The 22,044-nt window shown below is 65.9% G+C and carries 20 protein-coding genes; 10 read left to right on the top strand and 10 right to left on the bottom strand.

What is annotated here, in order from left to right; translation table 11 throughout:
• Both Q0330_RS14415 and Q0330_RS14410 read left to right on the top strand, forming a co-directional pair.
• Positions 1-558 (top strand): isocitrate/isopropylmalate family dehydrogenase (locus tag Q0330_RS14415; RefSeq protein WP_299480795.1); only part of this gene is annotated, 558 nt, incomplete at its 5' end.
• Positions 559-1,530: a DMT family transporter gene (locus Q0330_RS14410; RefSeq protein WP_299480794.1), complete on the top strand. Its 972-nt coding sequence runs from the start codon at positions 559-561 to the stop codon at positions 1,528-1,530. It begins immediately after the preceding gene.
• 71 nt (positions 1,531-1,601) lie between these two features.
• Here Q0330_RS14410 and xylB read toward each other — a convergent pair whose 3' ends face one another.
• From xylB to Q0330_RS14375, 7 genes are all read right to left on the bottom strand, one after another.
• Entirely contained in the window at positions 1,602-3,041 is a 1,440-nt protein-coding gene (gene xylB, locus Q0330_RS14405; protein WP_299480792.1) for a xylulokinase, read from the bottom strand.
• 20 nt (positions 3,042-3,061) lie between these two features.
• Positions 3,062-3,730, bottom strand: a complete 669-nt coding sequence (locus Q0330_RS14400; protein ID WP_299480790.1) for an HAD family hydrolase — start codon at positions 3,728-3,730, stop codon at positions 3,062-3,064.
• A complete protein-coding gene (locus Q0330_RS14395) occupies positions 3,727-5,184 on the bottom strand; it encodes a mannitol dehydrogenase family protein (RefSeq protein WP_299480788.1) in 1,458 nt (485 codons plus the stop codon). Before Q0330_RS14395 ends, Q0330_RS14400 begins: the two co-directional genes overlap by 4 nt.
• 84 nt (positions 5,185-5,268) lie before the next feature.
• A complete protein-coding gene (locus Q0330_RS14390) occupies positions 5,269-6,267 on the bottom strand; it encodes an ABC transporter ATP-binding protein (RefSeq protein ID WP_299480786.1) in 999 nt (332 codons plus the stop codon).
• Between the two features lie 14 nt (positions 6,268-6,281).
• Positions 6,282-7,106, bottom strand: coding sequence for a carbohydrate ABC transporter permease (locus Q0330_RS14385; protein ID WP_299480784.1), 825 nt, complete (start codon positions 7,104-7,106; stop codon positions 6,282-6,284).
• Between the two features lie 10 nt (positions 7,107-7,116).
• Positions 7,117-7,986, bottom strand: coding sequence for a sugar ABC transporter permease (locus tag Q0330_RS14380; protein ID WP_299480782.1), 870 nt, complete (start codon positions 7,984-7,986; stop codon positions 7,117-7,119).
• Positions 7,987-8,089: 103 nt separating this feature from the next.
• Positions 8,090-9,406 (bottom strand): sugar ABC transporter substrate-binding protein, encoded by a 1,317-nt coding sequence (locus Q0330_RS14375; RefSeq protein WP_299480780.1) that lies wholly within the window; start codon positions 9,404-9,406, stop codon positions 8,090-8,092.
• 145 nt (positions 9,407-9,551) lie between these two features.
• On the opposite strand from Q0330_RS14375, the gene Q0330_RS14370 reads away from it, so the two are divergent.
• The 7 genes from Q0330_RS14370 to Q0330_RS14340 all read left to right on the top strand — a co-directional run bounded on the left by Q0330_RS14370 (position 9,552) and on the right by Q0330_RS14340 (position 16,057).
• Complete coding sequence (locus Q0330_RS14370; protein ID WP_299480778.1) at positions 9,552-10,499, top strand: sugar-binding domain-containing protein; 948 nt, start codon at positions 9,552-9,554, stop codon at positions 10,497-10,499.
• Positions 10,500-10,567: 68 nt separating this feature from the next.
• On the top strand, positions 10,568-11,731 hold the full coding sequence (locus Q0330_RS14365; protein ID WP_299480776.1) for an ABC transporter substrate-binding protein: 1,164 nt from the start codon (positions 10,568-10,570) through the stop codon (positions 11,729-11,731).
• Positions 11,732-12,598 carry a branched-chain amino acid ABC transporter permease gene (locus Q0330_RS14360; RefSeq protein ID WP_299480774.1) on the top strand — a complete coding sequence of 289 codons (867 nt, stop codon included), beginning with the start codon at positions 11,732-11,734 and terminating at the stop codon, positions 12,596-12,598.
• Complete coding sequence (locus Q0330_RS14355; RefSeq protein WP_299480771.1) at positions 12,598-13,536, top strand: branched-chain amino acid ABC transporter permease; 939 nt, start codon at positions 12,598-12,600, stop codon at positions 13,534-13,536. Before Q0330_RS14360 ends, Q0330_RS14355 begins: the two co-directional genes overlap by 1 nt.
• Complete coding sequence (locus Q0330_RS14350; protein ID WP_299480769.1) at positions 13,523-14,239, top strand: ATP-binding cassette domain-containing protein; 717 nt, start codon at positions 13,523-13,525, stop codon at positions 14,237-14,239. The genes Q0330_RS14355 and Q0330_RS14350 overlap by 14 nt, the downstream gene beginning before the upstream one ends.
• Positions 14,232-14,921 carry an ABC transporter ATP-binding protein gene (locus Q0330_RS14345; RefSeq protein ID WP_299480767.1) on the top strand — a complete coding sequence of 230 codons (690 nt, stop codon included), beginning with the start codon at positions 14,232-14,234 and terminating at the stop codon, positions 14,919-14,921. Before Q0330_RS14350 ends, Q0330_RS14345 begins: the two co-directional genes overlap by 8 nt.
• A 113-nt stretch (positions 14,922-15,034) precedes the next feature.
• Complete coding sequence (locus Q0330_RS14340; protein ID WP_299480765.1) at positions 15,035-16,057, top strand: aspartate-semialdehyde dehydrogenase; 1,023 nt, start codon at positions 15,035-15,037, stop codon at positions 16,055-16,057.
• A gap of 10 nt (positions 16,058-16,067) precedes the next feature.
• On the opposite strand, the gene Q0330_RS14335 is transcribed toward Q0330_RS14340, so the two are convergent.
• Positions 16,068-16,784 carry a DUF2268 domain-containing putative Zn-dependent protease gene (locus Q0330_RS14335; RefSeq protein WP_299480762.1) on the bottom strand — a complete coding sequence of 239 codons (717 nt, stop codon included), beginning with the start codon at positions 16,782-16,784 and terminating at the stop codon, positions 16,068-16,070.
• Between the two features lie 249 nt (positions 16,785-17,033).
• Here Q0330_RS14335 and Q0330_RS14330 point away from each other — a divergent pair, with 249 nt between their 5' ends.
• On the top strand, positions 17,034-18,185 hold the full coding sequence (locus Q0330_RS14330; protein WP_299480759.1) for a Fic family protein: 1,152 nt from the start codon (positions 17,034-17,036) through the stop codon (positions 18,183-18,185).
• Here the strand turns inward: Q0330_RS14330 and Q0330_RS14325 are convergent, their stop codons facing one another.
• Together Q0330_RS14325 and Q0330_RS14320 are read right to left on the bottom strand one after the other, a co-directional pair.
• On the bottom strand, positions 18,186-20,801 hold the full coding sequence (locus Q0330_RS14325; protein ID WP_299480756.1) for a DNA translocase FtsK: 2,616 nt from the start codon (positions 20,799-20,801) through the stop codon (positions 18,186-18,188). It lies immediately after the preceding gene.
• Positions 20,802-21,986: an aminotransferase class I/II-fold pyridoxal phosphate-dependent enzyme gene (locus tag Q0330_RS14320; RefSeq protein ID WP_299480753.1), complete on the bottom strand. Its 1,185-nt coding sequence runs from the start codon at positions 21,984-21,986 to the stop codon at positions 20,802-20,804. It abuts the gene before it with no gap.
• Positions 21,987-22,044: the final 58 nt, after the last annotated feature.

Below are 22,044 nucleotides of genomic sequence, written 5' to 3'. Positions count from 1 at the left end.
CGCGGCAACAAGGTCTGCTCGATGGAGAAGGCCAATGTGATGGAATCGGGCATCCTCTGGCGCGAGGAAGTGCAGTGGGTGCATGACAACGAATACCCGGATGTGGAACTCAGCCACATGTATGCCGATGCCGGCGCCATGCAGTTGACCCGCTGGCCCAAGCAATTCGACGTGATCGTGACCGACAACCTGTTCGGCGACCTGCTGTCCGACCTTGCCGCGATGCTGACCGGCAGCCTCGGCATGCTGCCATCCGCCAGCCTTGGCGCACCGATGGCAAACGGTCGGCCGAAGGCGCTTTATGAACCCGTCCACGGTTCTGCCCCCGATATCGCCGGTCAGGGCAAGGCCAACCCGATCGCCTGTATCCTCAGCTTCGCCATGGCGCTGCGCTATTCCTTCAACGAAGGCCAGGCTGCGGAAGATCTGGAAAAGGCGGTCGAGAAGGTTCTGGCCGATGGCGTCCGCACCGCCGACCTGATGGGCCCCGAGGGCGGCACGCCGGTCTCGACCTCGCAGATGGGCGATCTGGTCGTCGCAGCACTGGCGGGCCGCTGAATGGCCGCGCCGAGCAACCTGAAGGGTATCGGTTTCGCATTGGCGTCGATGGGCGTCTTTGCGACCCATGATACCATCATCAAGCTGCTCGGCGCGCATTACCCCTCGTTGCAGGTCCTGTTCTTCTCGTCGCTGATGTCCTTCCCGCTGGTGTCGATGATCCTGCTCCAGGAACGCACCCCGGGCACGCTGCGCCCGCACAGCCCGGGCTGGGTGGCGCTGCGTTCCGTCTGCGGGATGGGTTCGGGTATCTGTGCCTTCTACGCCTTTTCGGTCCTGCCGCTGGCGCAGGTCTACGCGATCCTTTTCGCCACGCCGCTGCTGATCACGCTTCTGTCGATCCCGATCCTGGGCGAAAGGGTCGGCATCCATCGCTGGCTGGCGGTGGCGCTTGGCCTGTGTGGGGTGCTGATCGTGCTGCGCCCCGGCGGCGGCGAGCCGCTGACCTTCGGCCATCTGGCGGCACTTCTGGGCGCCTTCTGCAGCGCCACGGCGGCGGTGATCACCCGCAAGGTCGGCGGGTCCGAGCGGCCATTGGTGCTGCTGATGTGGCCGATGCTGGGCAACCTGACGCTGACCGGCGCGGGTCTGACTTTGGCCTATGTGCCGATGGAACTGCCGCACCTTGCCCTGGCCGGGATGATCGCGGTTCTTGGGCTGTGCGGCGGCTTCCTGTCGATCCTTGCCTATCGGGCCGGAGAGGCCGCCATCGTCGCGCCGATGCAATATTCGCAGATCATCTGGGCAACGCTTTACGGCTGGTTCATCTTCAACGAAACGCTGGACCGGCCGACCGTGATCGGCGCCGGGGTCATCATTGCTTCGGGCCTCTATATCGTCTGGCGCGAGCGTTCGCGCGGCAGCGATTCGAACCGCGCGGTGATCGAGGCGCGACTGCGCGCCGACACCGTCACCACGCCGAAGTCGACGCTGCTGCATCGCATCCTGACCGGACGCGGCCATTCGCACTGAACAGGGATCGGCTTGCGCTGGTCCCCGTCGCTGCGATCAGTGATTGAAAGTCCGAGGCGCCGGGCCGCTGATTACCGCTCCCCGGCCTTGTAAAGCCCCCTGAACCGCTCCAGCGCGGCCTCGAAGGCCGGGCGCAGGTTCGCGTCAGGCAGGATTTCGGCGGCGATCCGGGGCGGTGTGCAGACCTGCGCCGGATCGGCGCCGGTCGCGGCCATGAGGCCCAGCCGCGCCGCACCGAAAGCGGCACCGAAATCGCCGCTTTCGGGGACCAGCACCGGCAGGTTCAGCGCCGTGGCGATCACCTGCAGCCAGTAATCCGAGCGCGCGCCGCCACCCAATGCCAGCAGCGCCTTGGGGTCGGAACCGGCGGCGTGCAGCGCGGCCAGATTGTCTGCAAAGGCGAAGGCCACGCCTTCCAGAACCGCCTGGGTCATGGCGGCGCGGTCGGTGCGGGCGGACAGGCCGTGGAAGCTCGCCCGCACCTGCGCATCGTTATGCGGCGTCCGTTCGCCCGACAGGTAGGGCAGGAAGGTGACCTCGCCCGGTGCGCGCAGGGTCTCGCCAAGCTCGGCGGTCAGGTCGGCGGCTCTGGCACCGGTGATCGAGGACAGCCATTCCATCGCCGCCGAGGCCGAGAGGATCACCCCCATCTGGTGCCACATGCCGGGCAGCGCGTGGCAGAAGGCATGGACCGCGCTTTCCGGGCGCGGCAGATAGCGGTCGGTGGCCGCGAAGACCACGCCCGAGGTGCCAAGCGAGACGAAGCCCTGCCCCTCGGCCACGGTGCCCGCGCCGATAGCGGTGGCGGCATTGTCACCGGCACCGCCCGCGACCGGAATGCCGGCAGTCATGCCGAATTCATCCGCGATCTCGGGGCGAAGCCCGCCGGAATTCTCGCTGCCCTCGATCAGGCGCGGCATCTGGTCGCGGCGCATCCCCGAAGCTGCCATCAGCCTGTCGGACCAGGCCCGCGCGCCGGTATCGAGCCAGCTTGTGCCGGCGGCGTCGGACATTTCGGCCACGCGCGCGCCGTTCAGCCAGAGGCGCAGGTAATCCTTGGGCAGCAGCACGCAATCGACGCGGGCGAAGGCCTCTGGTTCGTTTTCGGCCATCCAGACCAGCTTGGGCGCGGTGAAGCCGGGGAAGACGATATTGCCGGTGATGGCACGAAATTCCGGCATCGCATCCAGCCGCGCCGCTTGGGCATGGCTGCGGGTGTCGTTCCACAGGATCGCCGGGCGGATCACCCGATCGGCGGCGTCGAGCACCACCGCCCCGTGCATCTGGCCCGACAGCCCGATCCCCTTCACGGCGGAAAGATCGTGCGCGGCACGCAATTCGTTCAGCGCGGCGCGGGTGGCGGCGATCCAGTCGGCGGGATCCTGTTCGGCCCAGCCATCGGCCGGGCGCGAGACCCCGAGCGGCCCGGTCGCCGATCCCAGCACCTGCTGGTCTTCCCCCATCAGCAGCACTTTCACCCCGGAGGTGCCAAGGTCGATCCCCAGATACATCGTCAGTCCCCCTTCGGCCCTCAGGCCTCGGCCATCATCGCCTGCAGAGTGTCAGGCAGATCGGCGGCACTTGCAATCACCCGGTCCGGTGCCAGCGCCTGCATCCGCCCGGCAAGGTCCGAGCGTTCGGCATGATTGCCGCCAAGAAAGGCCACGACCCGCATTCCCGCCGCACGGGCGGCCTGAATGCCGGCGGGGCTGTCCTCGATCACGATGCATTCGGCGGGCGCGACGCCAAGTTGGAGGGCGGCAAACAGGAACAGGTCCGGTGCCGGCTTGCCGCGCGCGACCTGGCTGGCGGAATAGACGCGGGGGGCGAAATCGTCCCACAGCCCGCAGAGCTTCAGCGTATGTTCCAGCCGTGGCAGGGTCGAAGACGACGCCACCGCCTTCGGCAGGGGCGGCAGGGCGCGGATCGCCTGACACATGCCGGGCACGGGCGACAGTTCGGATTCGAACCGCGCCCGCAGGCGGGCGCGGTACTCGGGCAGGTGCGGCGTGGCGTCGAAACCCTGCTCGGCGGCGACCAGATCGACGATTTCAGAAATCGGACGCCCGATCATGCGGGTGAAGATCTCGTCATCCTCGATATCGGCGCCGGATTCGCGCAGGGCGCGCCCCAGTTCGGTTACGGAAAGCGTCTCGCTGTCGATCAGCACGCCATCGCAATCGAACAGGAATGCCGTCATTGCCCCAGATAGCCTTTCAGCGTTGTGGCGGTGCCATCGGCCCAGAGCCGGCCCAGCCAGCGCCCGAAAGCCTCGGCAAAGGCGGGGTTGCCGCCGGTATCGCCATAGATTTCCATCATCCCCAGCCAGGCCGAGGGATCGTCCTTGGCCTTCCGGGCCATGGCAGTCAGGTGGTCCCAGTTCGGATCGTTGTCCTCGATCACCGCACCGGAATCCGTCGTGCCCGCGCAATAACGGCACCAGAGCGCGGATTCAAGCGCCAGCCCCTCGACCGGAAGCCCCGCCGCCAGCCGGTCGGCGATGGTCGGGATGATGAATTTCGGCTGCCTGTTCGAGCCGTCAAGGCACAGCCGGCGCACGGTATCGCCGATCTTCGGATTGGCGCAGCGCTCCTCGACCTTGGCGAAATAGCCGTGCAGATCGGTATTCGGAACCGGCGGCACGGCGGGAATGATCTCGTCATTCTCGATCTTGCGCAGGAAGCCGCGAACCAGATCGTTCTCCATCGCCTCATGGACGAAATGGATATCCATCAGCCCCGCCGGATAGGCGATGACGGCATGGCCGCCATTGAGGATGCGCAGCTTCATCAGCTCCCACGGGGTGACATCGGCGACGAATTCGACTCCGACCTTTTCCAGCGCTGGGCGGCCGGCGGTGAACTTGTCTTCCAGCACCCATTGCAGGAAATCCTCGCAGAAGACAGGGCTGTCGTCTTCGACCCCCATCTCGCGGATCATGGCGCGTTCGCGCTCAGAGGTGGCGGGCGTGATGCGGTCCACCATGCCATTCGGGAATGCGACATTCCCGTCGATCCACGCCGCCAGTTCCGGGTCGGACAGGCGGGCGGTCTGGACGACCGCTTCTCGCGCGATGACGCCGTTATGGGGAATGTTGTCGCATGACATGATGGTGAAGGGAGGAATTCCCGCGTCACGCCGCGCCTTCAACCCCGCGACCAGAAGGCCGAACACCGTGCCGGGAGATGCGGGGTTCTGGCCATCCGCCACGATTGCGGGATGAGCGGGGTTGAAATGTCCGGTCGCGGCATCGATGAAATAGCCGCCTTCGGTAATCGTCAGGCTGGCGATCTTCGTCGCCGGGTCGGCGAGGCGCGCGATCACCGCCGCCGGATTGCCCGGCGCGAGATAGTCGATCATCGCGCCGACGACGCGCGGATCGGAGGCCCCGGCTGACTGTTCCACGACCGTATAAAGAAAATCCTGGCCCGCGAGGACATCGCGCGCCTTCGCATCGGCGGGCATGACGCCTGCGCCGATAATGGCGAAGTCATGGCCGTCGCCCGCATTCATCAGCCGGTCCAGATAGACCGCCTGATGGGCGCGGTGAAAATTGCCGAGACCGAAATGGACGATACCCCCGGTCAGGCCGGCGCGATCATAGGCGGGCGTGGCGACCGGCAGTTTCGAAAGATTGGCGCTGTTGAGTTTCATGTCAGATGTCCCGGTTGCGGGCGAGCCGTTGAAGTTCGGGCGGGTCCGCCGCCGCCCGACATATACCGGGCGGCGGCGAAATGGTCACGCGGCGAGGCCATCCTTGCCGAACTTGTAGATGCGGCCTTCCTGCGGGGTCAGGAAGATGCGATCGCCGTGATGGACGGCGAATTCGCCTTCGGCCCGGGCGATCACATGGGTGCCGTTGTCGAGGTCGATATGCAGGAAGGTGTCCGAACCCAGATGCTCGGCCACGCCGACGGTGCCGGGGAATTCGCCCTCGGAGGTCGACAGGCTCCAGTGCTCGGGGCGCACGCCGATGGTATGGGCGCCGTGTTTTGCGGCCCCTTCGCCCTCGATGAAGTTCATATTGGGCGAGCCGATAAAGCCGGCAACGAACTTGTTGGCGGGCTTCGCGTAAAGCTCCATGGGCGAGCCCACCTGCTCGACATGGCCGGCGCGCAGCACGACGATCTTGTCGGCCATGGTCATGGCCTCGACCTGGTCATGGGTGACATAGATCATCGTCGTCTTCAGGTTATTGTGCAACTCGCTGATCTCGACCCGCATGTTGACGCGAAGCGCCGCGTCGAGGTTCGAGAGCGGCTCGTCGAACAGGAAGGCCGCCGGTTCGCGCACAATGGCACGGCCGATGGCGACGCGCTGACGCTGACCGCCGGACAACTGGCCCGGCTTGCGCTCCAGATAGCTGTCGAGGTTCAGGATCTTCGCGGCATGGGCCACGCGCTTTTCCTGCTCCGCTTCCGGCATCTTCGCCATCTTCAGCGGGAAGGCGATGTTCTTCTTCACCGACATATGCGGGTAAAGCGCATAGGACTGGAACACCATGGCAAGGCCGCGCTTGGCCGGCCCGGCATCGGTCACGTCCGAGCCGTCGATCTCGATCGTGCCCGAGGTGACATCCTCAAGCCCCGCGATCAGGCGCAGAAGCGTGGACTTGCCGCAGCCCGACGGGCCGACGAAGACGACGAATTCGCCCTCGTTGATGTTCAGATCGACCCCCGGAATGACCTCGACATCGCCGAAGGCCTTGCGGACGTTCTTGAGCGTAATGGAACCCATTTCGATGTCCCCCCTTATTTAACCGCGCCGAAGGTCAGGCCGCGGACAAGTTGTTTCTGGCTGAACCAGCCCATGATCAGGATCGGCGCGATGGCCATGACGGATGCCGCCGAGAGCTTCGCCCAGAACAGCCCCTGCGGGCTGGAGAACGAGGCGATGAAGGCCGACAAGGGCGCCGCGTTGGTGGTCGTCAGCTGGATGGTCCAGAAGCTTTCGTTCCAGGCCAGGATGACGTTCAGAAGCAGGGTCGATGCAATGCCCGGCACCGCCATCGGCGTCAGCACATGCACGATCTCCTGCCCGAGCGTGGCCCCGTCCATCCGCGCGGCTTCCAGGATCTCGCCCGGGATCTCGCGGAAATAGGTGTAAAGCATCCAGACCACGATCGGCAGGTTCATCAGCATCAGGACCAGCACCAGCCCGATGCGCGTATCCATCAACCCGGTCTTCAGGAAGATCAGGTAGATCGGCACCAGCACCGCGACCGCCGGCATCATCTTGGTGGAGAGCATCCACATCAGGATATCCTTGGTCCGCTTGGTCGGCGAAAACGCCATCGCCCAGGCCGCCGGCACCGCCACGATCAACGCCAGCACGGTGGAACCCAGCGCGATGACGACCGAGTTCATGAACGGCCGGAAATAGTTGAACTGCGACTGGACCTCGCGATAGCTCTCCAGCGTGAAGCTGGGGATCAGGTCGAAGCCGGCAATGGCCTCCTGCTCGGTCTTGAAGCTGGTGATGATCGCATAGAGGATCGGGAAGAAGATCAGAAGCGCCACGAACCATGCGGCGATGGTCCAGCCGATCCGGGTATTGCGGGAAACTGCACGTGCCATATCGTCCTCCTCAGTCCAGGTTCTTGCCGACGGCGCGCATCAGGAAGAAGGCGACGATATTGGCCAGAACGACCGCTATGATGCCGCCGGCTGCGGCCCCGCCGATGTCGAAATTCAGGCGCGCGGCGCGATAGATCAGGTAAGTCAGGTTGGTCGAGGCATTGCCCGGACCGCCATTGGTGGTCACCAGGATCTCGGCATAGACGCCCAAGAGGAAGATCGTCTGGATCAGCACCACGACGGTGATCGCGCGCGCCATATGCGGCAACGTCAGATAGATGAAGCGCTGCAGCGCCGGCGCGCCGTCCATTTCGGCGGCCTCCATCTGCTCGCCATCCAGCGATTGCAGGGCGGTCAGCAGGATCAGCGTGGCGAAGGGCAGCCATTGCCAGGCGACGATCAGGATGATCGAGAACAGCGGATATTGCGCGAACCAGTCCACAGGCTGCATGCCGAAGAACTTGGCGATATCGGCGAAGACCCCGTAGCTGGGGTGCATGATCATGTTCTTCCAGATCAGCGCGGCGACCGGCGGCATGACGAAGAAGGGGCTGATCACCAGGATCCGCACGATGCCTTGCCCGAAGATCGGCTTGTCGATCAGGATGGCAATCAGGATCCCGCCGACCACGGTGATCAGCAACACGCCGAGCACCAGCACAAGCGTATTCCAGATCGATTCCCAGAAGGCCGGATCGGTATAGAAATACTTGTAGTTGAAGAAACCGGCCCAACTGGTCGAGGCAGGGTTCAGCAGATTGTAGTTCAGAAACGAATAGTAGAGCGTCATCCCCAGCGGCACGATCATCCAGATCAGCAGCAGGATGATCGCCGGGGCGCGCATGAGCTTTGCTAAGCTCTGGGTCTGGCGGGTGGCCATGGCGTAACTCCTCCCTCGGGGCGCGACTGGGTGCCACGCCACATCCTCCGAAGATGCGTCGCCCGGAACAGGCCGGGCGACGCGGCAGCAAAAAACCGCTGTCTTACTTGATATAACCGGCGCGCGTCATTTCGCGGGTCACGTTGGATTGTGCCGCGTTGAGCGCGTCATCGCCCGACATCTGCCCGGCAAGCGCCGCTGCAAACTGCTGGCCGACGGCGGTGCCGATTCCTTGGAATTCGGGGATCGCAACGAACTGTCCACCCGTATAGGGGATGTCCTGAACCGAGGATTTCTGCGTATTCGCGCCATCGATCGAGGTCAGGGTCATCGCCGCGAAGGGCGCGGCCGCCTGGTAATCCGCATTCTCATAAAGCGAGGTGCGGGTGCCGGGAGGGGCTGCGCGCCAGCCATCGGCAGCGGCAACCTGTTCGGTATAGGCCTTGCTGGTTGCCCAGGCGACGAATTTCTTGGCCGAATCCTGCGCGTCCGACGATGCCGGAACCGCCAGCGACCAGGCCCAGAGCCAGTTGCCGTGGTTGTCCACGCCATCCTTGTTCGGGAATTGCGCGAAGCCGACCTTGTCGGCGACGGTCGAGTTTTCCGGGTCGGTCACGAAGCTGGCGGCGACGGTGGCGTCGATCCAGATCCCGCACTTGCCCTGCTGGAACAGCGACAGATTCTCGTTGAAGCCGTTCGACGAGGCACCGGGCGGGCCGTAATTGGTCATCATCGCCAGATAGTCGGTCAGCGCCTCTTTCCACTCGGCGCTGTCGAACTGGGGTTTCCAGTCCATGTCGAACCAGCGCGCGCCATAGCTGTTGGCCATGGCGGTCATGAAGGCCATGTTCTCGCCCCAGCCGGGCTTGCCGCGCAGGCAGATGCCATAGACTTCGCCGTCCTTGTTGGTCATCGCCTCGGCGGCGGCCTTGATGTCGGTCCAGGTCGGGCTGTCCGGAATGGTCACGCCGGCGGCCTCGGCCAGATCCTTGCGATACATCACCATCGCCGATTCGGCATAGAAGGGCACCGCGTAAAGCGTGTCATCGACCGAAAGCGCGCCGCGCACGGCCGGGATCAGGTCGTCGGCATCGTAGTCCGCCGGCAGATCGCTGAGCGGGGTCAGCCATTCCTGCTTGGCCCAGATCGGAACCTCGTAGGTGCCGATGGTCAGCACGTCATACTGCCCGCCCTTGGTGGCGATGTCGGTGGTCACGCGCTCGCGCAGGATGTTTTCCTCCAGCGTCACCCATTCCAGCTGGATGTCGGGATTCGCATCGGTGAACGGCTGCGTCATCTTCTGCATGCGGATCATGTCGCCGTTGTTCACGGTGGCGATGGTCAGCGTTTCGGCCATTGCCGGCGCAGCAAGCGCGATAACGGCACAAGCGCCCGCCAGGGCGCGCATTGAACGGGTCATATTGTCCTCCTCCGGATGCGCAATTGCTCGCATCATGGGCAAAAGCTCACATTTTACAGAAGGCTTGTCAAATACTATATTAACCTTTCTCCGGCGCGATTGACCCGCCGCGGGGCGCAGGGCGGGCGGCGAGGAGGATCGGCCAGTGTCAAAGGACAGAGCCAAGCTGGATCAGGCGGCCCGCGCTGCCTGGCTGTCCTGGGTGGGCGGCCTGACCCAGGACGAGATCGCGGCCCGGATGGGGATCTCGCGCCAGACCGCGCAACGGCTGACCGCGCAGGCGATGGCCGCCGGGATCGTCAAGGTCCGGATCGAACATCCGCTGGCCGAAGCCCTTGAACTGGCGGCGGAACTGCAGAACCGATTCGGCCTTCGCTATGCCGAGGTCACGCCCGCCGATGCCGGCGCGGCCGGGGTCGCGATGCAGGTGGCGGAACTGCTGGAATCGCAGCTTTGCCGGGCCGAGCCGGTGGTGGTGGCGCTTGGCACCGGCCGCACCCTGCGCGCCAGCGTGGCCCAGATGGAATCCATCGACTGCCCGCAGCACTGTATCGTCTCGCTGACCGGGAATATCGCGCCGGATGGCTCGACCTCTTATTACAACGTTCTGTTTTCGCTGTCGGAAAAGGTCACGGCGCATTGCTATCCGCTGATGCTGCCGGTGATCGCCGCCACGCCCGAGGAATGCGATGCCCTGCGACGCCAGCCGGGCAATGCCCGGGTGCTGGACATGGCCGCCAATGCCGATATCGCAATTATCGGGATCGGCGATCTGGGCCCGAATGCGCCGCTGCAGGCCGATGGCTTCCTGACCCGCAAGGAGATCGAGGCGCTGAATGCGCGCGGCGCCGTGGCCGAGGTGATCGGCATCGCCTTTGATGCCGAAGGGCGCTTCCTCAGCCGCGACGGCCGGGTCGCCTCGGCGGACCTGCCCGATACCGACCGCGCCCTGGTCGTCGCCGCAGCCCATGGCCCGACCAAGCGGGCCGGCGCGCTTGGCGCGTTGCGCGGCGGTTTTGTCAACGGGCTGATCTGCGACGAAGGCACGGCGCGCTGGCTGCTCGACCAGCCCCTGACCGGCGAGAAAACCTGACCGAAAGGCCCATGGACAGACCCGGTTCGGGCCAATATCACCGAAATCTGACGCAGACGGAGCGCCCGATGACCCATGTCCTGACCGCCGGCCTGCTGGCCGCCCTCGCCCTGCCCTCGCTGGCCCTGACCGCTGCGGCGGAAACCAAAGTCGGGCTGCTGCTGCCGGCATCCGGCAATTACGCCGCCCTCGGCCAGGATATCGAGGACGGGTTCCGCATGGCCCTGACCGAGGCCGGGCGCGACGATATCGCGGTGATCGAGGCCGATACCGAGGCCGACCCCCAGACCGGCCTGACCATGGCGCGCAAGCTGATCATGCAGGACCGCGCCGATGTGCTGGTCGGCGTGGTGTCTTCCGCCGTGCTCGGGGCGGTTCGCGATACCGTGCATCAGGCCGGGGTGCCGCTGATCGTCGCCAATGCCGGCAACAGCGATGCGACCGGCAAGGATTGCTCGCCTTTCATCACCCGGGTCAGCTTCTCGAACGACCAGTTGAACCGGCCGATGGGCGAATGGATGGCGGCGCAGGGGATCGAGACGGTCTATACGCTCGCCCCCGATTACGCTGCCGGCCAGCAGATGATCGGCGCGTTTTCGGCGGCCTTCGAGGCCGGCGGCGGCAAGGTTCTGGGTGGCGCCTTCACGCCCTTCGGCAAGACCGAGGATTTCGGCCCCTATCTGGCCAAGGCCGCGGCGTCCGGTGCGCAGGCGCTTTACGTCTTCTATGGCGGCGCCGATGCGATCAGCTTCGTCAAGCAATATGACAGTTTCGGCCTGTCGGAGACCATGCCGCTCTATTCCGTCGGTTTCCTGACCGCGCCGCTCTACCTGCGCGAGCAGGGCGAGGCCGCGACCGGGGTGATCGGCGCGCTGCATTACCTGCCCTCGCTCGACACTCCCGAGAACGAGGCCTTTGTCACCGCCTATCAGGTCGATCATCCGGGCAAGCTGCCCTCGGAATATGTCGTCGCCGGCTACGATGCGGGCCGGCTGCTGCTCGGCGCGCTGGAAACCGGCGCCGAAGGCCGCGAGGCACTGGCGACGGCCCTGCCCAAGGTCGCCTATAGCGGTCCGCGCGGCCCGCTGGAGATAGACCCGGCCACCAATAACATCGTCCAGAACGTCTATGTCTTCGAGACCGTGCCGGGCGGCGAGGCGGGCATGACCCATAAGCTGCTGGAGACCATCCCCGCCGTGCGCGACGCGCCCAATGGCTGCGTGATGGGCTAGGTGACGGCGTTCTGGACCCTGCAGGCGCTGAACACCCTGCAATATGCGGCGCTGCTGTTCCTGATCGCGGCCGGGCTGTCGGTCAGCTTCGGGCTGATGGGTTTCGTCAACCTCGCCCATGGCGCGCTTTATATGCTGGGCGCTTTCATCGGGATCTCCATCGCCGCCCATGCCGGGTTCTGGGCGGCGCTGATCGCCGCCCCGCTGGCCGTTGGCGCAATCGGCGGCGCGCTTTATGCCGGACTGCTGGCGCGGGTGGCGCGGCAGGGGCCGATGCCCCAGGTGCTGGTCAGCTTCGGGCTGGTCTTCATCGCCGTGGAACTGGCGCGGATCGTCTGGGGCGATGTGCCGCTCGGTCTCGATCCGCCGGCGCTGCTGGCGGGGCGGGTGCAGGTTCTCGGCACCGTCTATCCGGCCTATCGGCTGTTCGTCATCGCGCTTGGCGCCGGGCTGGCGCTGGCGCTGTGGCTGGCGGTGACGCGCACCGGGCTGGGCGCGGGCCTGCGCGCCTCGGTCGAGAACCCGGCCATGGCGCGCGCCATCGGCATCGACACCGAGCGGCTGTTCCTGTGGGTCTTCGCGCTTGGCGCCGGGCTGGCGGGTCTGGGCGGCGTGGTCGCGGCACCCATCGCCTCGGCCACACCCGGCATGGCGGTCAGCGTGCTGATCCCGGCGCTGATCGTGACCGTGATCGGCGGCATGGGCAGCATCCCCGGCGCAGCCCTGGGGGCGCTGATCGTCGCCGGGATCGAGGTCTTCGGCGCCGCACTCTGGCCACGCGCGGGCGCGGTGCTGATCTATGCCGCCCTGGCCGCCGCGCTGATCTGGCGCCCGCAAGGGCTGCTGGCGACGGGGCAAGGGCGCTGATGTTCCGGCTCGACCCGATGCGGATCGCGCTCATGGTGCTGATGCTGGTCGGGCTGGAGGCCGCTGCGATCTTCGGCGGCTTCTTCGGGCGCGAGATCGTGACCGAGATCGCCATTCTCGCCATCCTCGCCATCTCGCTCGACCTCGCGGCGGGGTTCGGCGGCATGGTCTCGCTGGGGCATGGGGCGATCATGGGATTGGGCGCTTACGGCTATGCGCTGGCTGCTCAGGCGGGGCTGCCGCCATGGCCCGCCGCCGCCCTTGGGGTTGCGGCGGCAGGTCTCGGCGGCGGGCTGATCGGGGCGGTGGCGGCGCGGATGCAGGGCATCTTCTTCATCATGGCGACGCTGGCCTTCGGGCAGATGATCTGGGCGCTCAGCTTCACCGCCGGCTGGCTTGGCGGCGATAACGGGCTGGGCGGCATCGACCGCCCTTCCCTGCCCTTCCTCGGGCTGACCGACCCGCTGAGCTTTGCCAGTTACGCCGTTGGCCTGCTGCTTCTGGTCTTCCTGCTGGCCGCCGCCATCCTGCGCAGCCCCTTCGGGCGCGCCTATCAGGCGGTGCATGAAAACCCGAGCCGCGCCGCCGCCCTTGGCGTGGCACCGCTGCGCATCCGGGCCATCGGCTTTGCCGCCTCCTCGGCCCTGGCCGGGGTGGCGGGGGTTCTGGCGGCACAGCACATGCAGTTCATCTCGCCCGCGATGATGGTCTGGACCGCCTCGGGCGAGGTGCTGGTGGTGCTGATCCTCGGCGGGATCGGCACGCTGACCGGACCGATCATGGGCGCGGCGGTCTTTGTCGGGCTGAAATACTGGGCCGCCGGCTGGACCGATCACTGGCATCTGGTCATCGGCATCCTGCTGATCGCCGTGGTCATGGCCGGCGGGCGCGGCCTTGCCGGGCAGGCCGAAGACTGGTGGCGCCGTGCTTGGGCTTGAGGGGCTCAGCAAGAATTTCGGCGGCGTGCAGGTCATCCGCGACCTGTCGCTGCGGGTCCGGGCCGGCGAACGGCTGGTGATCCTGGGTCCCAACGGGGCCGGCAAGACGACGCTTCTGCGCCTGATCGCGGGCGAGGTGCTGCCCGATGCCGGACGCATCCTGCTGAACGGACGCGACATCGCCCGCCTGCCCCCCGATGCCCGCGCCCGGTCCGGGCTGGGGCGCGGCTTTCAGACCGCCGCCCTGTTCGAGGGCTTCACCGCCGCCGAGAACCTGATCCTGGCCGAGGCCATGCGGCAGGGCCGCACCGGTCCGGGCCGCGATCCGTTGCAGGATCCCGGATTGCAGGGCCGCGCCCGTGACCTGGCCGCACAGGTCGGGCTGACCGATCCGGCCCTGCCGGTTTCGGCGCTGGATCACGGCGCAAGGCGGCGGCTGGATCTGGCACTGGCGCTGTCCGGTGACGCGCGGCTGTTGCTTCTGGACGAGCCGGCCTCGGGCTTCGGTCCGGGCGGTACCGGGGAAATCCATGCGCTGATCGCCGCCCTGCCCCGCGACCTGACGCTGATCGTGATCGAGCACGATCTCGATCTGGCCTTCGCGGTGGCGGATCGCATCGTCATCCTCGATGCCGGGCAGATCGCCTTCGACGGCGCGCCGGGGGATGCGCGCCCGGCACTGAAGGCGATCTACGATGCTTGAGCTGACGGGCCTGACCGCCGGCTACGGCCCGGCCGAGGTGCTGCACGGGCTGTCGCTGCGTGTCGGGGCGGGAACGGTTCATGCGCTTCTGGGCCGGAACGGCGCCGGCAAGACCACCGCGCTGCGCCGGATCATGGGGCTGCTGCCGCATCGAGAGGGGCGTATCCTGCTGGCCGGGCAGGAGATCGCCGATTGGCCGACGCCGCACCTCGCCCGGGCCGGGATCGGCTATGTGCCCGAGGGGCGCGAGGTCTTCGCCACGCTGACAGTTCGCGAAAACCTTGTGCTGGCTGGCCGGATCGGGCGCGGCGAGTGGAGCCTGCCGCGCGTCTCGGCGCTGTTTCCGAACCTCGCCGCGCGGATGGAGGCACCCGCCGGCGCACTGTCGGGCGGAGAGCAGCAGATGCTGGCCATCGGCCGGGCACTGATGACCTCGCCCCGGCTCCTGCTGCTGGACGAGCCGTCGGAGGGGCTGTCGGTGCAGATGCTCGGGGGCCTCGGCGCGGCACTTGCGGCGCTGAAAGCCGAGAGGATGACGGTGCTGCTGGTCGAGCAGAATATCGGCTTCGCCACGGCACTGGCAGATGAGGTGACGCTGATCTCGCGCGGGCAGGCGGTCTGGTCGGGACCGGTCGCGGCGTTCGAGGGGGCAGAGGCGCGGGCGCGCTATCTGGGGGCATAGGCCGGGGGCGCCGCCCCCGGACCCCCGAGGTATTTGGGCACCAAAGAGCGGGGATTGGGGTTTCGCCTTCGGGGGCGGGCGCCTATATCGCGGGCAAGCAGAGGAGCTTTCCGATGGGTTACAGACTTGCCGTCGCCGGGGCCACCACCGATGTGGGCCGCGAGATCCTGAATATTCTGGCCGAGCGGGAATTTCCCGCCGACGAGGTCGCCGCACTCGGCCCGCGCCGGTCGCTGGGAACCGAGACCAGTTTCGGCGACGAGACGCTGAAGATCCGCGATATCGAGAATTTCGATTTTACCGGCTATGACATCGCGCTCTTTGCCATGGAGGCCGAGGAGGCGCGCAAATACGCGCCTCTGGCGACCGGGCAGGGCTGCGTGGTGATCGACGCATCCACCGCCTTCCGGCTGGAGCCTTCGGTGCCGCTGGTCGTGCCCGAGGTCAATCCCGGCGCCATCGCGGGCTATCGCGAGCGGATGATCATCGCCAGCCCCGAGACCACGACCTCGGAACTGATGGTGGCGCTGAACCCGCTGCATGAGCGCGCGCGGATCCGGCGCGTCGTCGCCTCGACCTATCAGTCGGTGCTGACGGCGGGCAAGAAGGGCATGGACGAGCTGTGGAACCAGACCAAGGGCATGTATGTGCCGGGCCAGGAGGTCGAGCCGTCGATCTTCCCGCGCCAGCTGGCCTTCAACGTCATCCCGCAGGTCGGCGAGTTCATGGAGGACGGCGCCAGCCGCGCCGAATGGCAGATCAAGGCCGAGGTGAAGAAGATCCTCGATCCGGCGATCCGGGTCTCGGTGACCTGCGTGCGGGTGCCGGTCTTCGTCGGCGATGCGGAATCGGTCAATGTCGAGTTCGAGGATTTCCTGGACGAGGACGAGGCCCGCGACATCCTGCGCGAATCGCCGGGCCTGCTGGTGATCGACAAGCGCGAGGATGGCGGCTATGTCACCCCGATCGAGGCGGCGGGCGATTTCGCCACCTTCGTCAGCCGCATCCGCCAGGACAGCACCGTCGAGAACGGGCTGAACCTGTGGATCACCTGCGACAGCCTGCGCAAGGGCTCGGCGCTGAACCTGGTGCAGATCGCGGAACTGCTGGGCCGGGATTACCTGCAGAAGGGCTGAGGTCCCGGGATCAGTCGCCCTTCGGCGGCGCGGGCTTGGGTTCGGGTTCGGCGGCGTCCGCTGTCCCCTCTCCCGCTTCGGGCTGGTCGAGGGCCGCTTCCTTGGCCAGCTTGCGCATGGCATTGCGGAAGCGGTCGGCGGGGGCTGCGGCCAGCGTCACCGCGTTTTCCTGCGGGTTCTGCGACAGGTATTCCGCGACCAGCCGGTGCCCGAGCCCATAGCCCGACCAGCGGCGAATCCTGCCCTTGCCGAAGAACCATTCGGCATGGTCGTAATCCAGCCGCGACCATTCGTTCATCGCCTGGCGCACCAATGCCTCGGACGGCGCGGCGGCGTCCCATGGATCGGGCGGCCCGCCCAGAACCTGCCGCACGAAATGCCCGGCAAGGCCCTCGCTGACCAGTGCCTCGCCCAGGGACTTGCCATAGCCGGGACCGTCCCAGCGGATCAGGTGGTGAAGCTCGTGGACCAGTGTGCGGATGAAGGGTTCGGGGCTGAAGCGGGACGGGTCCAGCGTGATCTGGATATACCCCGGCCCGGGCGCGTAACCGCCCACGGCCCAGCCCTGCATGACCTCGTCGCCGACACGGATGACCAGATCGAAGCGCGGCAGATCGACAAGCGCGCCGACCGCCGCCACCGCCTCTCGCGCGGCGGCACGGGTTTCGGGCATCACGCCGGTCAATGCGTTGCGGGCGTTCAAGTAGTGGATCTGCCAGACCGTCATGGGGTTTCTTTCGCAAGTTCTGCCGATCCGTTCCAGCATAAAGCGGCGCGGCCGCAGGGCAATCGGCGGATTGATGCGAAGGCCGGACGGTGCAGGCCGGGGCGTATCCGCATCGGGTCTGCGGTCGCGCTAATCCAGTTGGCTGGATTAATGCACCCAGACCCCATTTTATAATCAAGTGCCAGTTGATTATAGGCGACAGGCATGGCATCGAATGCAAGTCCGCTTTCTTATGTGAGATTATTCTTCATGGCCAAGCATATAAAGCGCACTGCTGGTCAGTACCAAAGACAGATCGACGGCTATACGGCATTTATTCCGTTCGACCTGCCACCTAATCCGCCCATCACCTTCGATGACGAGATGCATCACCTGCTGTCGCGTGCCGATCGGGCATTGGGACGCCTGGATGGCTCGGTCCAGTCCCTGCCGAACCCCGATCTGTTCGTCTTCATGTATGTGCGCAAGGAGGCGGTCCTGTCGTCCCAGATCGAGGGTACACAGGCATCGCTGGGGGACATTCTGGAAGTCGAGGCGCAGATATTTGACCCCACCCGGCCCAATGACACGGAAGAAATCATCAACTATGTCACCGCGCTTAACTTCGGGCTGGCGCGGCTTGACGAGTTGCCGGTCTCGTTGCGGTTGATCCGCGAGATCCACGCCAAGCTCATGCAAGGGGTCAGAGGGCAACACGCCACGCCGGGCGAGTTTCGCAGGACGCAGAACTGGATCGGCCCCGCCGGCGCCACACTGCGCAGCGCAAGTTTTGTGCCCCCGCCCCCGTCCGAACTGCTTCGCCTGTTGGGTGAGCTTGAGAAATACCTACATGCCGACGACAGGATCCCCTTGCTGATCCGCATCGGCCTGATTCATGCCCATTTCGAAACCCTGCACCCATTTCTTGACGGAAATGGCCGCATGGGACGGCTGTTGATAACCTTCATTCTATGCGAGCAAGAGGCGCTGCAAAGGCCGGTCCTGTATCTGTCGCATTACCTGAAGCAGCATCGGGCGCGATATTATGACCTCCTGCAGGCCACACGCAGCGAAGGCGACTGGGAAAGCTGGATCAAGTTCTTCCTAACCGGCATTGCCGAAGTGGCAAATGAGGCGACGGAAACTGCCAGGTTGATCGTGAATATGCGCGAGACGCACCGGGAAAGCCTGATCGACAGCCTTGGAAAGGGTGCCGCGAACGGTCTGCGCTTCCTGGAATCGCTGTATCAGCGCCCGATTTTCACGGTCGCGAACGTGGCCGAGTTCCTGAAGATATCGCCGCAGGCCGCGAACACCCTTACGCGCCAACTGGAGGATCTCGGCCTGGTCAACGAGATGACCGGACAGAGGCGCAACAGGGTGTTCCAGTACAGCCCATATGTGAGGCTGTTCACGGACTGATCAGATCTCGGGCACCAACACCTCGCGCTTGCCGACATGGTTGGCGCTGCTGACGACGCCCTGATCCTCCATCATCTCGACGATGCGGGCGGCCTTGTTATAGCCGATGGCCAGCTTGCGCTGGATATAGGAGGTCGAGCATTTGCGGTCCTTGGCGACGATCATCACCGCCTGATCGTAAAGCTGGTCGTCCCCATCGGCCGAATTGCCAAGGCCCAGAACGGCGTCGATATCGCCCGCCACCTCGTCCTCGGGGCCATCGACCACGCCGGACTTGTAGCTGGGCGGGCCGAAGGATTTCAGGTGGTTCACCACCTCCTCGACCTCTTCATCCGAAACGAACGGCCCATGGACGCGGGTGATCTTCGATCCGCCGGCCATATAGAGCATGTCGCCCTGACCCAGCAATTGCTCAGCCCCCTGTTCGCCCAGGATGGTACGGCTGTCGATCTTCGAGGTGACCTGGAAGGAAATCCGGGTCGGGAAGTTCGCCTTGATCGTGCCGGTGATGACATCGACCGAAGGCCGCTGCGTCGCCATGATCAGGTGGATGCCCGAGGCCCGTGCCATCTGTGCGAGACGCTGGATGCAGGCCTCGATCTCCTTGCCGGCGACCATCATCAGGTCGGCCATCTCGTCGACGATGACGACGATATAGGGGAAGGTCTCGGGCTGGAATTCCTCGGTTTCGAAGATCGGCTCGCCGGTGTCCTCGTCGAAGCCGGTCTGGACGGTGCGCTTGAACATCTCGTCCTTGGCCTGCGCCTCGCGGACGCGGCCGTTATAGCCCTCGATATTGCGCACGCCCATCTTGGACATCTTGCGATAACGCTCTTCCATCTCGGCCACGACCCATTTCAGGGCGACAACCGCCTTCTTCGGGTCGGTCACGACCGGGGACAGCAGATGCGGGATGCCGTCATAGACCGACAGTTCCAGCATCTTCGGGTCGATCATGATCAGCCGGCATTCGTCCGGCGTCAGCTTGTAAAGCAGGCTGAGGATCATGGTGTTGATCGCCACCGACTTACCCGAACCCGTGGTCCCGGCGATCAGCAGGTGGGGCATCTTGGCGAGATTCGCGACCACCGGGCCGCCGCCGATATCCTTGCCGAGCGCAAGCGGCAGCGGATAGGAGGCATCGCCATAGGATTTCGCCGACAGGATCTCGCGCAGCAGCACCTTCTCGCGGCGCGCATTCGGCAGTTCGATCCCGATCACGGTGCGGCCCGGCACGGTCGAAACCCGCGCCGACAGCGCCGACATCGAACGCGCGATATCGTCCGAGAGCCCGATCACCCGGCTGGCCTTCAGACCGGGCGCGGGTTCGAGTTCGTAAAGCGTGACCACCGGGCCGGGATGAACGGCGGTGATCTGGCCCTTGACGCCGTAATCGTCCAGCACCGCTTCCAGCATCCGGGCGTTTTCCGCCAAAGCCTCATCGGACAGCTGGTGGCGCTGAATCGTCGCCTCCGCCGTCAGAAGCGACAGCGGCGGGCATTCGAAATCGCTGAAACTATCGTCGAAGCGCAGCGAGGGCTGGGCCTCGGCCTGGGCCTGACGCGACGGTGCGGCGGGCTTCTTCACCGGCGTGACAAGGCGGGCGGTGGCGGCACCGAAAGGATGCGGATCGGCGGGCTCGATGGCCTCGTCCTCATCCTCGGGCCCGTCCAGCATCACGTCCTGCCGATTGGCATTCAGCCGCTGGGTGACCGAACTCAGCAGGCTGCCGCCGCGCTTCGAGATCACATCGGTGATCCGGGCCGACACCTCATCCGAGGACGGCGCGGTGGCGTCATGGGCCTCTGGCTCGACCAGCTCGCCCTCGTCCTCCCATTCTTCGGGCTGGGAACGGCGACGGAACAGGCCGCGCTTCGGCGCGTTGCCCGGTTCGGCATCAATCTCGGGCTGGGCGCGGCGCTCGGCGGCGCGGGCCTTCAAGCCCTGCGCGGCACCCATGGCACCGACGGCACCCTTGCCCAGCAGGCGCAGAAGCCCGTCATAGGCGGTGACCAGCCCGGTCGCCAGCCAGCGCGCCAGCCGCCGCGCCTCGGCCATGTCGAAGCCCAGAACGAAGCCATAGAAGCCAATCGCACCGACCACCATCATGAGCGCGCCGATCTTCAGCGAGGCCGCCGGCCCGAAGGGCAGAACCGCCATCAGCCCGCCCATCATCATGTCGCCGAAATGCCCGCCGAGACCGAAGTTCTCGTCCCAGCCGAAGGGCGGCACCATCGAGGCGCAATAGACCGAACCCAGCGCCACGGCGATGGGCAGGAAAACCGCGCGCATGACCCGGTCCTCGCCCTTGTGCAGCATCAGGCGCAGGCCCCAGACCAGCGACCCGAGCGCCAGCCCCCAGGCACCGTAGCCGGCGATCATCATCAGCGGCGCGGCCAGATAGGCCCCGAAACGGCCCAGCAGGTTGACCGGCGGTTGATCGGTCGCGGCCAGGAAGCTGGGATCGTCGGGCGACCAGCTGTAAAGCACCATGGCCAGAACCGCCGCCAGCACCACCAGCCCGGCGCCGATCAATTCCTTGCCGCGCCGTTCCAGCGCCGCCTGGGTATTCTGATCGAAAAGCGGATCGCGCCCCTTCGCCTGCCAGCTCGCCATTCACCTGCCCTCTTTATAAATCACGTCTTTCAGGCGGCTGAGCGCCTGTTCGGTTTCACTTTCGCCCGCCACCAGGGCGACGCGGATATAGCCCCGACCGGGATTTTCGCCCGCCACTTCGCGCGACAGATAGGCGCCCGGCAGCACCTGAATGCCGGCCTCGCGCCACAATTGCTTGGCCGCCTGCTCGCCATCCTCGACCGGAAGCCACAGGAAGAAGCCGCCCTCGGGGCCGCGATAGCCGGGCACATTGCCCAGGACCCGGTCGGCCACGGCATATTTGCGCCGGTAGAGCGCAAGACTGTCCTGCACATGCCCCTCGTCGGCCCAGGCGGCGGCGCTGACGGCCTGCGCCGGCAGCGACAGGGGCGCGCCGGCATAGCTGCGCAGACGCCGCATCTGGGCGATATTCGCCGCACTTCCCGCCGCAAAGCCCGAGCGCAGCCCGGGCAGGTTCGACCGCTTCGACAGCGAGTTGAACATCACCACCCGATCCGCCAGACCCATGCGCGTAGCCACGGCCAGGGCGCCGGGCGGCGGGGCGTCGCGATAGATCTCGGAATAGCATTCGTCGGCAAAGACCAGAAAATCGTGTCTGTCAGCCAGTGCGATCAGGGTTTCCAGATAATCCTCGCCGGCAATCGCGCCCTGCGGATTGGCCGGCGAACACAGATAGGCAATCGCCGTGCGGTCCAGCGTGGCCCGGTCCAGCCCGGCATAATCGGGCAGAAAGCCGGTCTCGGGACCGGCCGGCACGAAAACCGGATCGGCAGCTACGGCGGCGGCGGCCACGGCATAGACCTGATAGAACGGGTTCGGCACCAGCACCGCCGGGCGCGCGCCGTTCTTGTGTTCGGGCGCAAGCGCAAGGGCCGCGTTGAACAGCCCCTCGCGGGTGCCGTTCAGGGCCATCAGCCGCTCGGGCCCGACCTCGATCCCGTGGCGGCGACGGATCCAGCCCGAGATCGCTTCCAGCAGCGCCGGCGTACCTTCGTTCGAAGGATATTTCGCAAAGAGATCAATGCTCTCGGCCATGATCGGGGCGACAAAAGCGGGCATGGGGTGACGCGGCTCGCCAATGGTCATCACCATCGGCTCGCCACCGGGTTCGATTCCGGCGAGGAGCGCCCGCAGGCGCGGAAACGCGTATTCCGGCAGGTTCGAGAACCGCTCGGGTATTGCCATGACTGCCTCTCAGTCGGGGTCGTATCGCCCCGTTATGACTGGAGATTACAGAAACGCT

This window comes from uncultured Paracoccus sp., from assembly GCF_937873615.1.
GTDB lineage: Bacteria > Pseudomonadota > Alphaproteobacteria > Rhodobacterales > Rhodobacteraceae > Paracoccus.
Note: the sequence above shows the minus strand (reverse complement) of the source record. Positions and strands in the feature narration are given on the sequence as shown.